Origin of the sequence: Paraglaciecola sp. 25GB23A (assembly GCF_040012495.1) — a bacterium.
GTDB lineage: Bacteria > Pseudomonadota > Gammaproteobacteria > Enterobacterales > Alteromonadaceae > Paraglaciecola.
Map to the genome: position 1 here is coordinate 65,089 of NZ_JBDYKM010000015.1, position 16,346 is coordinate 81,434.

At 43.3% G+C, this 16,346-nt stretch carries 10 protein-coding genes; 6 read left to right on the forward strand and 4 right to left on the reverse strand.

The annotated features are described in order from the left end of the window. Window positions 1–311 precede the first annotated feature (311 nt). Complete coding sequence (gene lexA / locus ABKW31_RS16680; protein ID WP_348617704.1) at window positions 312–935, reverse strand: transcriptional repressor LexA; 624 nt, start codon at window positions 933–935, stop codon at window positions 312–314. Between the two features lie 252 nt (window positions 936–1,187). On the opposite strand from lexA, the gene ABKW31_RS16685 reads away from it, so the two are divergent. The 6 genes from ABKW31_RS16685 to ABKW31_RS16710 all read left to right on the forward strand — a co-directional run bounded on the left by ABKW31_RS16685 (window position 1,188) and on the right by ABKW31_RS16710 (window position 11,561). Next, complete coding sequence (locus ABKW31_RS16685) at window positions 1,188–3,116, forward strand: sialate O-acetylesterase (RefSeq protein ID WP_348617705.1); 1,929 nt, start codon at window positions 1,188–1,190, stop codon at window positions 3,114–3,116. Window positions 3,117–3,251: 135 nt separating this feature from the next. Then, window positions 3,252–5,687 (forward strand): glycerol-3-phosphate 1-O-acyltransferase PlsB, encoded by a 2,436-nt coding sequence (gene plsB / locus ABKW31_RS16690; protein WP_348617706.1) that lies wholly within the window; start codon window positions 3,252–3,254, stop codon window positions 5,685–5,687. A gap of 139 nt (window positions 5,688–5,826) precedes the next feature. Continuing rightward, window positions 5,827–7,239: a molybdate ABC transporter ATP-binding protein ModF gene (gene modF / locus ABKW31_RS16695; RefSeq protein WP_348617707.1), complete on the forward strand. Its 1,413-nt coding sequence runs from the start codon at window positions 5,827–5,829 to the stop codon at window positions 7,237–7,239. Next, entirely contained in the window at window positions 7,240–8,934 is a 1,695-nt protein-coding gene (locus ABKW31_RS16700) for an RluA family pseudouridine synthase (RefSeq protein WP_348617708.1), read from the forward strand. A 126-nt stretch (window positions 8,935–9,060) separates the two neighbouring features. Continuing rightward, complete coding sequence (locus ABKW31_RS16705; protein ID WP_348617709.1) at window positions 9,061–9,861, forward strand: transporter substrate-binding domain-containing protein; 801 nt, start codon at window positions 9,061–9,063, stop codon at window positions 9,859–9,861. A 167-nt stretch (window positions 9,862–10,028) separates the two neighbouring features. Continuing rightward, the gene (locus ABKW31_RS16710) at window positions 10,029–11,561 is read left to right on the forward strand and encodes a phage tail sheath C-terminal domain-containing protein (RefSeq protein ID WP_348617711.1); all 1,533 of its coding nucleotides are present in this window, start codon (window positions 10,029–10,031) and stop codon (window positions 11,559–11,561) included. A gap of 277 nt (window positions 11,562–11,838) precedes the next feature. On the opposite strand, the gene ABKW31_RS16715 is transcribed toward ABKW31_RS16710, so the two are convergent. The 3 genes from ABKW31_RS16715 to ilvD are packed head-to-tail and all read right to left on the reverse strand — an operon-like array spanning window position 11,839 to window position 16,181. Beyond that, the gene (locus ABKW31_RS16715) at window positions 11,839–12,759 is read right to left on the reverse strand and encodes a glutaminase (protein WP_348617712.1); all 921 of its coding nucleotides are present in this window, start codon (window positions 12,757–12,759) and stop codon (window positions 11,839–11,841) included. A 20-nt stretch (window positions 12,760–12,779) separates the two neighbouring features. Beyond that, window positions 12,780–14,333 carry a threonine ammonia-lyase, biosynthetic gene (gene ilvA / locus ABKW31_RS16720; RefSeq protein ID WP_348617713.1) on the reverse strand — a complete coding sequence of 518 codons (1,554 nt, stop codon included), beginning with the start codon at window positions 14,331–14,333 and terminating at the stop codon, window positions 12,780–12,782. Beyond that, window positions 14,334–16,181, reverse strand: coding sequence for a dihydroxy-acid dehydratase (gene ilvD / locus ABKW31_RS16725; RefSeq protein WP_348617714.1), 1,848 nt, complete (start codon window positions 16,179–16,181; stop codon window positions 14,334–14,336). It lies immediately after the preceding gene. Window positions 16,182–16,346: the final 165 nt, after the last annotated feature.

The following is a 16,346-nucleotide window of genomic DNA, read 5'->3' on the forward strand; positions in this document are numbered from 1 at the left end:
ACTCAAAAATCAATTAAGTCTACCACCTTTGAGTATTAACAAGGCAACAAACTGTTACTAAATTGTTAAACGAGTGATAAGAATTACTTATTTTATAAGCAATAGTCTAGCTTTTTTGTTTAAAACTTATTCAACAGTGTGTTTTTTGAACATTATTTTGTTAAAAACTTAGATTTGCAAGAAATACAGGCAATCAGACCAAGCTTACTAACTTGATCTGATTGAAATTAATGAGGAAAAAATTTGAGGGGCCTTGGTTCTATAAAAACCCAAAGAAGGATAAAAATGAGAGTTAATAAGCTGTCTTAAGATTACATCCAATCGGAACTACGGATCACACCCACCGCGATACCCTCAATAGAGAATGCTTGAGTGGCTAAATCGACTTTTATCGACGAAAACGCATCATTCTCAGCGTGTAATAATACCTGCCGTCCTTTTTTCTCTAGTCGTTTAACCGTTACATCATCTTCGACTCGCGCGACTACAACTTGGCCATTATGTACGTCGGTTGTGCGGTGCACTGCCAGTAAATCCCCGTCGAGTATGCCAATATCTTTCATACTCATACCACTGACCCTCAATAAAAAGTCAGCACTGGGTTTAAACAAATGAGGATCAACCTTGTAGTGACCTTCAACATGTTCAGCAGCCAAGATTGGTTCTCCTGCAGCCACACGACCAATCAATGGTAAACCGAGCTCTTCAAGCTGCTCATCCAGTGGAACATTGACCTTAATACCTCGCGAGGTACCAGGCAATATGTCAATAACACCTTTACGCGCGAGGGCTTTTAAGTGTTCTTCAGCGGCATTAGCCGACTTAAAACCTAACTTAAGTGCAATCTCAGCTCGCGTGGGCGGCATGCCGGTTTCCTGCATGGTATCTTTAATTAGTTGTAATACTTCTTCTTGGCGCGATGTTAGTGGACGCATAAACAGCCTGTTTTTCTATACAGTGAACTGTTAGTATATACAGTTAATCTAAGATCTCAAGCGCTGTTTAAAACAGTCGATATGACTCAGTTTAGCTTATGTTGTTTAGTCGATTTAAAGGTATTCTGACAATCCAACCCCACGGTTAAACTGTTATGAAATTTTCCAAGTCACTAACCATTATTCACAGTGGATCAGAGACTCGACTCTGCGATGCTAGACTAGTTAAAATTTTATTTACGGCTGAATAACATGCGCAGATTATTAGTTGTCTTTCTTGCTTGCACAAGTCAATGGGCCTTTGCTGACGTCACCTTACCTAAGTTGATCAGCGATCATATGGTTTTGCAACGCAACACGGTAATACCGCTATGGGGATTTGCCGATGAAGGTGAGTCGATATTAGTAAAACTAGATGGCAATCTCGTAGCAAAAACCCTCATTACACAAGGTAAATGGAAAGTTAACCTTCCATCCAAGGAAGCGAGTGGCCCACATCAACTGGAAATTATCGGCAATAATAAGCTGCAAATAAACGATATATATTTCGGTGATGTATGGGTCGCCTCAGGACAGTCCAATATGGAACTGCCAATGTATCGTGTTGCTGAAGATTATCCACAAGATATTGCTGATGCTGATTATCCCCTTATTCGACAGTTTAAAGTACCGCAAATTTATAATTTTAAAGCTCCCCAAGAAGATTTCGCCGCAGGGTCTTGGAGCAAAACTTCTGCCGATAATATTAGTGGTATGTCAGCCATTGCTCTGTATTTTGCCAAAACCCTATACCAACATAACGGTGTGGCCATAGGTATCTTAAATAATGCCTTAGGTGGGTCTCCTGTCGAAGCATGGATGAGTGAAGACGCCCTACAGACTTTTCCTGAATCACTCGCTGAGGGTAAACGCTTTCGCAATGATGAACTCATTGCTGCTATCACGGCCGCCGACCAAGCAAAAGACGAGCAATGGTATACTCAACTTAATCAACAAGACCTTGGCTTAGTTGGTCCCCTTCCTTGGTTCAGCCCTGAACTTGACGATAGTCACTGGGATGATTTCACCTTGCCAGGCGTAAAAAAGGTGACTGGTGGAGAGTCAACGAGTGGCTCATGGTGGTTGCGTAAAATCATCAATCTAGATGCTGAACAGGTCGCTAATGCAACTGTCTTACGCTTGGGCCGTATTGTTGATGCCGATGAAGCGTATATCAATGGTGTGCAAGTAGGCAAAACCACTTATCAATACCCTCCTCGGCGTTATTCCCTCCCAGCAGGCGTGCTTAAAGTAGGCAAAAACACCCTAGCTCTGCGCGTTATTAGCAACAGTGGTCACAGCGAGTTTGTATCAGACAAACCTTATTGGCTCGGCAACGATTCTCAACATATTGATATTAGCGGAACTTGGAAAGCAAAGACGGCTGCAGTTGTGCCACCTTTAGCAGGCGGTACCTTTATTCGCTGGAAACCAATGGGTTTGTACAATGGGTTAACTGCGCCACTAACTCAGTTGCCTATCAAAGGCGTAATTTGGTTTCAAGGCGAATCTAACGTTGGCCATTGGCAAGATTACCACAGCAAATTTAGCGCTATGATCCATGATTGGCGGGCCAAATGGGGCCAGGGTGACTTTCCATTTATCTTTGCACAACTCGCCAATTTTTTGCTGAAACAAGAGCAACCGATGGACAGTGATTGGGCACGCCTGCGCGAAGCTCAAAGCCAAACTTTGCGCATAGCTAACACAGCCATGGTCGTCACCATCGATGCGGGAGAATGGAATGATATTCATCCCACCAATAAAAAAGTCGTAGGCGAAAGACTTGCTTTAGCCGCGCGCGCCTTAGCCTTAGGTGAAAAAGTCAATTACCAAAGTCCACAAATCGCCTCAGTTGAAGCGCAAAAGGGAGAACTAGTATTAAGTTTCAAACATATTTATGATGGCTTAATATTGAAAAAAACCGATGACCATAGCTTTGCCATTGCGGGCCAAGATGGCCAATTCCAATGGGCCACAGCACAATTAGTTGGAAAAAAAATTGTGTTGTCAGCCCCTAGTATTCAACAGCCTGTAATGGTTCGCTATGCATGGGGAGATAATCCTGCTGCAAGTTTATATAACAGTGCCAATCTGCCCGCCCAACCTTTTTCAACAAACATTATTAAAGACCCACCGTAAATTGTGGATCTTTGCCTCGATTTGTTCAGGCTTTGAACACTTGCAATCGAATGCATTAGGACAATAACGCAAAAATCGATTTGCCATGTTAATATTCAGTGTCTTCTACACAATATACGTTAAGGATTGATTTGAATGGCATGGTTACATAATCTATTGCTGGTTCTAATTTCAATACCGGTAAAATGGCTAGTTAAAGCCAATACTATTCCAACTGACTTAAACAAAGAATTGGGCATCGATCCGACTAAGCCTATTGTCTATTTATTGCGCAGTCATTCCGCAACAGACCAAATTGCGCTGCAGATGTCAGCTGATGCCCTCAATTTACCCAAACCCAGTAGTCGCATTACAATTGTCGGTGAACAACATAAAGCCTGCTTGTTTTTACTCGAACCTAAATCTGTATTAACCCGCAAAGTAAAAAGGACCAATATCGACCAGCAATTCGCGCATTTATTTCATTTACATCGCCAAGATCCGACCCTCGATTTACAAATAGTACCGGTATCGATATTTTGGGGTAGGGCGCCGGGCAAAAAGCTTTCAGGATGGTCTGATATTATTGCCAACCAAGTATCGCCAAGCTGGTTACGCAAATTTTTTATTGTATTGTTTCTCGGGCGCGATAACTTTGTCTGTTATAGCAAAGCGGTATCATCTAGAGCCATAGCTAATTTACCGGGCACAGATGCTGAATTAGCCCATAAACTGATACGCTTAGCCGGTACCCATTTTCACCGCAGACGCCAGGGCATTACCGGTCCTTATTTGCTGGAAAAACAAGAGCTATACAATACGGTATTGGGTTCTCAAGCCGTGCGCTCAGCGATTGGTAGTGAAGCTGATAGCAAAAATATCAGCTATCAAAACGCGCAGTTACAAGCCAAAAAATATATTGACGAAATCGCCGGTGATTACCGCGAAGGTTTAATCCGACTGGGCGACCGTGTACTGACCAAAATTTGGCATAAAATTTATAATGGTATAGAAGTTAAAAACGCCGAGAAAGTGCGGATGTTAGCGCAAAATGGCCACGAAATTATTTATGTGCCTTGCCACCGCAGTCACATGGATTATTTGTTACTCACCTACGTTATTTATCATGAGGGGCTCGTAACACCGCATATCGCTGCGGGTATTAATCTTAATTTTTGGCCCATAGGTGGCGTATTACGCAAAGCTGGTGCGTTTTTCTTACGCCGCAGTTTTGCTGGTAATAAATTATATACCGCCGTATTTAGAGAATACCTTGAGTTGCTATTTAACAAAGGTTATTCGGTTAAATACTATCCTGAAGGTGGCCGCAGCCGCACCGGGCGCTTATTGCCACCTAAGACGGGAATGCTCGCTATGACCTTGCAAGGTTTGATTAAAGGCATTAATCGCCCGGTCAGCATTGTGCCAGTGTATATTGGCTACGAACACGTCATGGAAGTTTCTAGTTATTTACAAGAACTCACTGGCTCCACTAAAAAGAAAGAATCTATCTTTCATATCTTCTCAGCCATTCGTAAATTGAAGAACTATGGTTATGGTTTTCTCAATTTTGGTGAGCCAATTAACCTGACTAATTACTTAGACAAAAGCGTGTCTAACTGGCGAGAGCTACAGTTAGCTGAACCCGATAAAAAACCACAGTGGTTAACGCCGGTGGTTAACGAGCTTGCTAACAACGTTATGGAGAGGATTAATCAAGCAGCCGCTATCAGCGGAATGTCATTGTGTGCGATATGTTTGTTATCAGCCAAAAAACACGCCTTGACCGAAGATGAATTACTATTAGCGATTGAACACTTGCTGACACTATTGGCTAAATCGCCCTACAGTGAGGTATCGTCCATTCCCGACATCGGCGCTAAAAAATTACTCGAAAACACCTTAAAATTAAATAAGTTTGAGGTCAGTGAAGATAGCTTTGGGCGCATTATTAGCCTTAGAGACAAAAATGCCGTACCCCTTACCTATTATCGTAACAACATACTCCACTTGTTTGCCTTACCGGGCCTGTTAGCGGCGATCATATTTGCCCGTCACAGCATCAGTCGCGACGAAACTAAACAACTTGTCACTAAACTCTATCCCTTACTGCAGCGAGAGTTGTTTATTTATCTGAGTCTAGAACAGGCTCTTGAGTATTCAGACTCTCTTATTGAAACCATGTTAGCCATGGGTTTACTCAGTTGTAATGGCGACAACCTAAGTCCACCGGCTCCTAGTAGTAAGGCTTATTATTCAGTGTGGTTGCTTAATCGCAGCATTCAAGAAACGCTGCATCGTTACGCTGTGGTGCTCACCTTGCTGCAACGCGAAACATCAATGAGTCGCAGCGTATTAGAAAAACGCAGCCAACAATTTGCCCAGCGTTTGGCCTCACTACACGGCATTAGTTCGCCTGAGTTTTTTGATAAAAATGTGCTCAGTACCTTTATTAGTGCATTAAAAGAAAATCACTTGGTTGAAAGCGGTCTCGAAGGTCAGTTACTGCATTGTGATAAAAGTGAAGCCTTGCGACTCGATGTTATAGGCTTAATTTCTCCGGAAATCGCCCAGCGTATTCAGCAAATTTAATCTAAACCCACCGATGCACATTAATTAACGATGTCACGGTTTTGCTAGCAGAAACCTACTAAGGTTTCTGCTAGCATACAGACAAATCACTTGAACAATATTTACTATGCAGTGTGTCACTCTAAGCAATTTTAAGGCTTTGTTCGCAGAACATTTCCAGCTCAATATCGACGTGCTTCGCATAGACTCCTTGCAGCATAGCGTCATCCTCGGTGCCAACGGCAGTGGAAAATCAGCTTTAGCTGCCTGTATAGCTGGAAAAGGGGATTTTTTGAGTGGTGAACGACAAGTTATAGCCAATTCTGCTTGGGTGTCGGTAGAGCAGCAGCAAGCATTGATAGAGGCAGAACGGCAAAAAGACTGTGCCGATATACTCGATATCATTCCAGTGCCAAGCACAGTGGAAGAAATATTATTTACAGGGCTCTCATTGCCCTACCAAGATGTTGATTTTCTGCAGCAAGTCCTCAGTATTTTTTCGCTTTCAGCAATCTTACAGCGACCTTTTCGTGCGCTATCAACCGGAGAGACCAGAAAACTATTGCTGGCCAAAGCGTTGCTAAGCAAAGCAGATTTATTAATATTAGATGAACCATGGGATGGCCTAGACCAGCAAGCCGGCACTGATTTGTCTCAGTTATTTGCCTCTTTAGCTGGGCGAGTTACTTTTGTCTTTGTACTCAACCGCCTTAGTGAAGTACCTGATTATTGCAAACAAGTCATATTGATGCACACTGGACACATTCAATGGCAAACTCAAATCAACAATACCCTCAGTGCAACCTTGAGTCATATTGAACAGTTACGGCATATGCAACAAACAGAGCTTAGCATTCCTAAGCGTGATGAAGAGCGATTTGCCCCTCATCCACTGGATATCTCAGCCCCCTTGGTTAAGCTGAACCAAGCTAAGGTGTGCTATGGCGATAATATTGTGTTTAGTCATCTAGACTGGGTCATTGAGCCAAATCAACATTGGCAGGTAACAGGCCCCAATGGCTCAGGCAAAACCTGCTTACTTAATTTAATCACCGGTGACCATCCACAGTGTTACGTTAACGACATCAACGTATTTGGTTATCAACGAGGGTCGGGCGAGAGTATTTGGCAGATAAAACAATACATTGGCTATATGTCTAATGCCTTCCATTTAGATTATCGGGTTAATTGTTCGCTTCTTCAGGTTATTTTATCCGGCTTCTATGACAGTATCGGTTTATACCAAACACCGACTACCCAGCAAAAATCTCTCGCTCAGCAATGGCTCGCCGTGATGGCCTTTGGTCACCTTGAAAACAGGCCTTTTCAACAGCTATCCTTTGGTGACCAACGCATGGCCTTAATTGCCCGCGCCATGGTAAAACATCCAGCCTTATTAATTTTAGATGAGCCCTGTAATGGCTTAGATGATATTAACCGAATTAAAGTACTAACCTTGATAGAGTTACTGGCGCGCGAAGGCAGCACCACCTTGTTGTATGTCAATCATCATCAAGAAGATGTCATACCCAGCATTAAACACCACCTTTGTATGACAGAATTTCAGGCTTAGATGACAACACCAGAAGATAACAAGTGCTTTACTGAATATAGCCAATCGATTAGTGGTATAGATTTACCCGCGCGCTTTACCTATCCCTTTTATTACCAGCCACACAAACTGTGTGTATTAGCTGTTGAGGAATTACAGCACTACCTGCAAGCTCCACAATCTTGGCAGCACAACTTTGGCTTAGGCCAAGATCCTGATAAAGTTATTGGCAAGATGTTTGGCGTTTTGGTGGTGCAAAAAGCCGATGGCAGCCTAGGTTATCTCTGTGCTTTTTCTGGAAAATTGGCGGAGCAAAACCATATAGAAGGTTTTGTACCTCCGGTATTTGATATGTTAGCGCAAGATAGTTTTTTCTTGACCGAGCAAGTAAACATCAATCAACTCAATCAACAAATAAACACCCTTGCAAATAGTCCTGAACTGGCGCAATTACAACAACAGTTTGATTTACTCTCAGCCCAGCACGAACGAGACATTGCGGCGCAAAGAGCCTTGATGATTGAACAGCGTAAACAACGTAAAACTCTGCGTGAAAACGCTGCGCACTCTTTGACCGCTGAAGCCATAAGCCATTTAAATAGCACCCTGGATCAACAAAGCATTCAAGATAAACTTGAGCTGCGTGATCTTAGCCAAACATGGAGTATCAAACTAAGCAAAGCGCAACAGCAACTTGGCTTATTAACAAAGCCATTGCAGGCCTTAAAGGCTCAGCGCAAAGCGGCTTCTGCGAACTTGCAACAAAAGCTATTTAAGCAATATCGCTTTTTAAACATTCTGGGTCAGGAACAAAATTTACAAGATATTTTTAGTCAAACAGCTTTGCACACGCCCCCCGCAGGTGCAGGTGAATGCGCCGCCCCTAAGTTATTGCACTATGCCTTTAAACATCAACTCAAACCTATTGCAATGGCAGAATTTTGGTGGGGAGCTTCACCTAAATCAGAAATTCGGCAACATAAAAACGTCTATCCCGCCTGTCTAGGAAAATGTCAGCCCATTTTGACGCATATGTTAAAAGGCATGGCGGTTGATGATAACCCCATGCTGGTTAATCCCGCAGCAGGTAAAACCTTAGAAATTGTTTATCAAGATGATGTCATGGTGGTAGTCAATAAACCGGCAGATTTTTTATCAGTACCGGGCAAAGACATCCAAGACTCCGTTTATACTCGGATTCAAAGTCAATTTCCCCAAGCCTATGGGGCATTAATTGTGCATCGTTTAGATATGGCCACCTCTGGATTATTGGTATTGGCTTTAAATCCACTGGCGCACAAACACTTACAAGCACAATTTATTCAACGTAGTGTGAAAAAAACCTATGTGGCAATGCTAGAGGGGTTGCTAAGCGAAGACGAAGGTATAATCGAACTGCCTCTGCGTGGTGATTACTATGACAGACCAAGACAGCTTGTCTGCAAAGAACATGGTAAACCCGCTGAAACCCGCTGGCATCTTGTTGAACGAAACCACCTTACTCAACAAAGCAAAATTATCTTACATCCTTACACCGGACGCACACATCAGTTGCGAGTGCATTGCGCTCACCCAATGGGCTTGAACATGCCCATTGTAGGCGACGACCTATATGGAACACGAGGTAGGCGCTTGCATTTACATGCTAATAAGCTCGAACTAATTCATCCAATAACGCTGGCTGCTATGCAGTTTGAAGTGAAGGCTGATTTTTAATTTTATAGCAAACAGCTATTTATCAACTAAGATTAACTGGAGAAATAAACTTGGATTATCAAAATCTTAGCTTTAACATTCAGGATTAGCTAATTTGCCTATTATTTTTGTTGCTTTGGAATACGAATGAACCGCAAATTATTTCAACAAATAAATGTATTAATCAGCGCCTTGCCATTTATCTTGTTTAGTCATTTGAGCTCGGCAGCAACGCCAACTATGATAAATACTTGCGTGATGGACTCAGAACTATTCCCATTGTGGCGCAAACCAGGACAAGAAAAACAACAAAACCCCGGTTTAAATATCGAACTTTACGACGTGATAATAAAAAAACTAGATTTACAAACATCATGGGTAAGGGCCCCCTTTTTACGTTGTTTAGCCTTATTGCAAAACGGTGAAGTTGATGTGATCAATGCTGTCAGTTATCAACAAGCTCGCGAACAATTTGGTCGATATCCTTTTCATAAAGGTGAAATAGATGTACAAAAACGCTTAAAATTTGATTCCTATCATGCTTTTGTTTACGCAACTGCCGAAACACAATGGCAAGACGGTCATTTTGTTAAATTAGGCAATCAAGCGGTCGCCATCGAAATAGGCGCGTCAATCAAAACCTTACTTTCCCAACAGAATATTGCCCTAATTGAGCTTCCTAGTGCCGGACACGCTTTCGGCATGCTAAAAAAACAAAGAGTCGCAGCGGTCGTGACTAACCAAAATAACGGTTTTAAATATGCCGATCCGCTAATAAAACAGTTGGCAGAACCCGTGCAAACCAAAGCGTATTACTTAATGATATCTAATCAGTTTTATTCCGCTCACAAAGAATTGGCTGAACAAATTTGGGCAGAGTCTGAGGCTCTGCACATTAGTGAATCTGAACGAATTACCAATAAATATAACCAAATGTCTCCTTGGTGAATGGCTGCATAAACTAACTTTCAAGCTGAAACGACCTGATTTGTAAAAAACTGATATGGCGACTTATCCGCCATAGACTAGGCTATAAAGAGTCGAGGTATAAGATCTCTTAGCCACATAAGTAAGGCGTAAGTTAGACACCAGTCTTCCATCTAAAGGATAGAAATATGCCAGAATACCAAGCACCTGGTCTTTACGTTAACGACCAGACGTCTTTCCCCCCTAGTATCAATGCGCATTCAACTAGTACCGCTATTTTCATTGGCTATACACAACGTCATGAACTTGATGGCCAATCCTTATTGAATAAACCAGTACGCCTGAGTTCATTGCAAGAATTTGAAAGCTATTTTGGTGGTGATGCCACACATCAGTTTGACATCAACTTAGCCCGAAGAGGCCAAATCCCTGAGCTGACCTTAGCCACAGAATTTTATGTCTTGTCTCAACACAGTCCTAACTTTCTGCTGTATCGCAGTTTATGTTTATTTTTTAGTAATGGGGGTAGTGATTGCTATGTTATTACGGTGGGCAATTATGACGAGGCAATATCTTCTACTGCTTTGATTAAAGGACTCGCCGTCATCAAGAATGCAGCTCAATCATCGATAATAGCAGTGCCTGATGCCATGGCGTTAGCGAGTGCAAACTATTGTGCCACTGTACAACAAACGCTACTGTCACTATGTTCACAAGAAGCCTATAAACGCTTCGCTATTTTAGATGTATTTCAAGGCTACACGGCCTTTAACACTGCGACACAAGATGATTGTATTGATGTGTTTCGGCATAATATTAGCGGGGCTGATCTTAGTTATGCCGCTGCGTATTATCCATGGTTAAATACCACAATAGTTAATCGCGAAGACCTTAGTTTTGACTCTCTAATTAATATTACCAGCCTTAAAAAGCTGCTATCTATTGAACTAGAACAAAGCTATCCGAGACGCAATAAAAAAACTTTAACTAAACACAACGAGATTCAATCCCTGATCGATATGATACCTGAGGCTGCCGTCACTAGTCTTAAGCAAAAACAACAAATCGAACAACAAAAGGTGCATCAAAGCTTACTCAGTTTAAGCCCATTTTATACTGCAACAATGACGCTGATCGCTAAAAAACTGAATGTATTGCCACCTAGTGGGGCTATTTGTGGTGCTTTTGCCATAGTGGATTCAACTAGAGGTGTTTGGAAAGCACCAGCTAACATTGCCTTGTCTCAAGTAATCAGTCCTTGCCAAATACTCAGCAATGAACAACAACAAAAACTGACTATCACGCCCTCTGGTAAATCAATTAACGCTATTCGCAGCTTTATCGGCAAAGGTGTACTGGTTTGGGGAGCGAGAACATTGGCCGGTAATGACAATGAGTGGCGTTATCTCAATGTCAGGCGCACAGCAACAATGATCGAACATTCCATTAGCGATGGCTTACAAGGCTTAGCACTTGAGGTAAATAATCAAACTCTTTGGAGCAAGGCTCAAGCAACGATCGAAAACTTCTTAATGCAACTTTGGCGAGCAGGCGCTTTAGCTGGAGCAAAGCCTGAAGAGGCGTTTTTTGTCAAGGTGGGCTTAAATCAAACAATGACATACACAGATATTCAACAAGGACGTTTGATTATACAACTTGGTATCTCCATGACTCGGCCTGCTGAATTTACAATATTAACGATTGAACAGAAAATATCGTAACACCAAACAAAGTCAGCTCGTTATATAGCCGCTCTACTACCCAAACGAAGGCACAGCTTAAACCGCGTACTGTGCAAAACTTCGGCTTATTACTGTGGTTATATAACGGGCTTGTCTTCGGTAAAATTGGCTTTAGTTGTTATTTTCTCCCGACTCAATAACCAAGGTTACCGCGCGGTCTAAGCTTCTGACCAAAAAGACATGTCACCACGGAGCGCTGCGCGCACATAGAAAAGCCCAGTTACTTTATTCTTCAAAAACCCATCTTTCCTAAACATTACTCTCCAAATATTGACCAACCGGTTTTGTGTGCGAGTATTTCAAGGGCTTGGGTGCCTAATTTGCTATTGCCAATAGCATCGAGTCCAGGAGACCACACTGCAATAGACGCCTTACCCGGAGCAATAGCCAGTATGCCACCGCCAACGCCACTTTTACCGGGTAAACCCACTCTAAAAGCAAATTCACCTGAACCGTCGTAATGGCCACACATCAACATTAAGGAATTAATACGCTTGGCCCGCTTGGGTGAAACTACCGGATAGCCAGTTTGAGGATTAATACCATTATTGGCCAAAAAAAGACCTGCGGTTGCAAGTTGCTGAGTATTCATAGCGATAGAACAATGATGAAAATACGTACCGAGCACTGCATCTACTGGATTCTGAAAATGACCAAATGAGGCCATAAAGTGAGCTAAAGAGGCATTACGATCGCCGGTTTCGTTTTCAGAACGTGCTACTTTTTCATCTATGGCAATACTCTCATCATTGGCCAGAAAACGCACAAACTGGAGAATCTCTGCCAAAGCTTCTTTTGGCTGATGACCTTGCATGATGGCATCAGCGACAGCAATGGCGCCTGCATTAATAAAGGGATTACGCGGTTTTCCATGCTCGTGTTCAAGTTGCACAATAGAATTAAAGGGATCACCAGAGGGCTCTCGACCCACTCGATGCCAGAGGCTTTCGCCCAGTTTACCCAGCGCCAAAGTTAGGGTAAAAACCTTAGAAACACTTTGTATAGAAAACAGCGTTTGGGCGCAACCCGCATTGTATATTTCACCGTTGGGTAGGGCGATACTGATGGCAAATTGATCAGGATTAACCCTTGCTAGCTGCGGTATATAGCTGGCGACTTTGCCCTTATCATCCACCAAAGCCAATTTTGCAGCGATATCATCGATAATATTTTGCATTCACTGGCTCCAATTGGCGATTATTCAGCAAAAACGCCGTTTAAGTCCGATAGAAAAAAGCGGTAGGCGGGGTTATCCGTCTGCTCTTCGTATTGATAATCCAACGCAGCCAAATGTCGATCAAACTCCGTACGTTGCTCTGATGGAATTTCAAACCCACACAACACGAGTCCTGCGGCGGCGCCATGATTACGATAGTGGAATAAAGTGATATTCCACGTTTCACCAAGGGTATTTAAAAATTTCATCAAGGCCCCTGGATATTCTGGAAACTCAAATGAAAATATATGTTCATTTTGCAAATGTGCCGGACGACCACCCACCATATAGCGCACATGCAATTTGGCCATTTCGTTTTCACTCAGGTCAAAACAATGGTAGTCATGCTCACTTAAGGTCGCGCTTAACTGCTTAAACTCAGCTCGACCACCGCGCAACTTAATACCCACAAAGATATGTGCTTCACGGTCAGTGGCAAAACGGTAGTTAAACTCGGTGATAATGCGGCCGCCCAGTAACTCACAAAACTGTTTGAATGCGCCTGCTCGCTCAGGAATTTTAACCGCAAATACCGCTTCTTTTTGCTCACCTAATTCACAGCGTTCAGATACATAACGCAAGGTATGGAAATTAATATTGGCGCCACACAAAATGCCAGCAAATTTATGCCCCTGCATAGGATTTTGTTGCAAATATTTGTGTATCCCCGCAATCGACAATGCGCCTGCTGGTTCGGCAATAACCCGGGTATCATCAAAAATGTCTTTTATCGCCGCGCAGATTTCATCAGTATTAACCGTGATCACCTCGTCGACATATTCTTGCAATAAACGGAAGGGTTCTGTGCCAATAGTTTTTACCGCCACACCGTCAGCAAAAATACCCACAGAGGGCAAAGGCACCGGTTTGCCCGCTTTTAAGGCAGCTTGTAAACAGGCTGATTCGTCAGACTCAACCGCAATGATTTTTAAATCAGGTTTAAGTTGTTTTAAAAATACTGAAATCCCTGCCGCTAAACCGCCACCGCCCACCGCAATAAACAGGGTGTCGATATCAGGATTTTGTTCAAGTAATTCACGCCCTATGGTGCCTTGCCCAACGATAACGTCCTCGTCATCAAAGGGCGCAACCATGGTATAACCGTGGACTTGAGATAAGCGTAGGGCTTCATCTTTAGCTTGGTCAAAGCTAGTGCCAAATAAAATAACATTGGCGTATTCGCCACCAAAGCTGCGAACCGCATCAACTTTAATATCCGGTGTGGTTTCTGGCATCACAATAGTTGCTTGGATCTTTTTACGTTTTGCTGAATACGCCACACCTTGAGCATGATTCCCGGCAGAGGCCGCCACAACGCCTGCTTGCAGCTGTTTTGCAGACAAACTGGCCAGCTTGTTATAGGCACCACGTAATTTAAATGACTTTACTGGTTGTTGATCTTCACGTTTTAACCAAATGTCGTTACCCAAACTGGCAGACAGTTTGTCGAGTTTAACCAGATCTGTTTTTACTGCCACATCATAAATGGGGGCGAGCAATATACGTTTTAAATATTCATTAGCTGAGAGGCTCATTTAATCTTCCAACATCGCGGCATTACGCACGGCGCCTTTATCGGCACTGGTGGCTAATAAGGCATAGGCTTTAAGGGCCAAGGATACCTTGCGTTGACGAGTAGCAGGTTTCCAAGGTTTAGCACTTTGCTCCATCTTTTCACGGCGCGTTTGCAGCTCGCTAGCTGAAATATCAACACCAATAAGACGGCCGGGAATATCAATTATGATGTTGTCACCTTCTTCAATTAACGCAATACCGCCACCACTGGCCGCTTCAGGCGAACAGTGACCTATGGATAAACCAGAGGTTCCACCAGAAAAACGTCCATCGGTGATCAGAGCACATTGTTTGCCGAGACCTTTGGCTTTCAAATAAGTGGTGGGATACAACATTTCTTGCATACCGGGGCCACCTTTGGGGCCTTCATAACGGATAACTACTACATCACCGGCCACCACTTCATCGGCCAATATAGCCTTAACCGCATCGTCTTGGCTTTCATAAATGCGCGCACGCCCCGTAAATTTGTGAATAGATTCATCCACACCTGCGGTTTTAACTATACAGCCATTTTCGGCTATATTACCAAACAATACAGCCAAACCACCTTCTTCACTGAACGCATGGGCGCGGTCACGAATACAGCCGTTTTCACGATCGGTATCAGCGCTGGGATAACGACAATCCTGACTGAAGGCTTTAGTGGTGCGAATACCCGCTGGGCCGGCTTTATAAAACTGTAAAGCGTGTTCGTTAGCTGGATTAGTCACATCCCATTCGCTAATCACTTCGCCAATAGTTTTACCCAATACATGCATACTATCGCCATGTAACAAACCTGCTTTATTGAGTTCGTTCAATATACCCAGTACGCCACCCGCGCGGTGCACGTCTTCCATATGATAAAGCGGAGTGGAAGGCGCCACTTTGCATAAATGCGGTACTTTGCGTGATAGCCGATCAATGTCATCCAAGGTAAAGGGGATTTCACCTTCAATCGCTGCTGCCAATAAGTGCAAGATGGTATTGGTTGAGCCACCCATGGCAATATCTAAACTCATGGCGTTTTCGAAGGCCTTAAAGTTGGCAATATTACGCGGTAGGACACTTTCGTCATCTTGGTCGTAATAACGTTTGCACAATTCAACTATTTGCTGGCCTGCCTTTATAAACAAACCCTCACGATCCGCATGAGTAGCCAACATCGAACCGTTGCCGGGTAACGACAAACCTAAGGCCTCAGTTAAACAGTTCATGGAATTGGCAGTAAACATGCCGGAACACGAACCACATGTAGGACAAGCCGAGCGCTCTACCTCGTCACTTTCTTCATCGCTGACATTACTGTCAACACCCGCCACCATAGCGTCAACTAAGTCGAGTTTAATAATTTTGTCTGACAACTTGGTTTTACCCGCTTCCATGGGGCCACCAGAAACAAAAATAACCGGAACGTTGAGTCGCATTGAGGCCATCAACATACCTGGAGTGATTTTGTCGCAGTTAGAAATACACACAATGGCATCCGCGCAGTGAGCATTAACCATGTACTCAACCGCATCAGCAATGATTTCCCGTGAGGGCAAGCTATACAGCATGCCGCTATGACCCATAGCAATACCGTCATCCACTGCAATAGTATTAAATTCTTTAGCCACACCACCCGCAGCCTCAATGCTGCGCGCAACTAACTGACCCATGTCTTTTAAATGCACATGCCCGGGCACAAATTGAGTAAATGAGTTAGACACCGCGATAATAGGTTTAGAAAAATCTTTATCTGTCATACCTGTGGCTCGCCATAGGGCTCTAGCCCCTGCCATATTTCTGCCTTGGGTAGTGGTTGCGGAACGTAACTTTGGCATGTTTGACACCTTTTATAATCTGTAATTGAAGCAGTAAAAAACTGCCTGACAAAACCTCTAGAATTCTTGTTTACTTAGCTTAAAATGCTCACCAACAAAAAACCCCCGGACTACTGTGCGGGGGTTTAGTCTACTACCTTATGGGTCAGCACTATCCCCGCGATG

Coding starts and splice junctions, on each gene's coding strand:
- lexA (WP_348617704.1), bottom strand. CDS start 935: ATGCGTCCACTAACATCGCGCCAAGAAGAAGTATTACAACTAATTAAA.
- ABKW31_RS16685 (WP_348617705.1), top strand. CDS start 1,188: ATGCGCAGATTATTAGTTGTCTTTCTTGCTTGCACAAGTCAATGGGCC.
- plsB (WP_348617706.1), top strand. CDS start 3,252: ATGGCATGGTTACATAATCTATTGCTGGTTCTAATTTCAATACCGGTA.
- ABKW31_RS16700 (WP_348617708.1), top strand. CDS start 7,240: ATGACAACACCAGAAGATAACAAGTGCTTTACTGAATATAGCCAATCG.
- ABKW31_RS16705 (WP_348617709.1), top strand. CDS start 9,061: ATGAACCGCAAATTATTTCAACAAATAAATGTATTAATCAGCGCCTTG.
- ABKW31_RS16710 (WP_348617711.1), top strand. CDS start 10,029: ATGCCAGAATACCAAGCACCTGGTCTTTACGTTAACGACCAGACGTCT.
- ABKW31_RS16715 (WP_348617712.1), bottom strand. CDS start 12,759: ATGCAAAATATTATCGATGATATCGCTGCAAAATTGGCTTTGGTGGAT.
- ilvA (WP_348617713.1), bottom strand. CDS start 14,333: ATGAGCCTCTCAGCTAATGAATATTTAAAACGTATATTGCTCGCCCCC.
- ilvD (WP_348617714.1), bottom strand. CDS start 16,181: ATGCCAAAGTTACGTTCCGCAACCACTACCCAAGGCAGAAATATGGCA.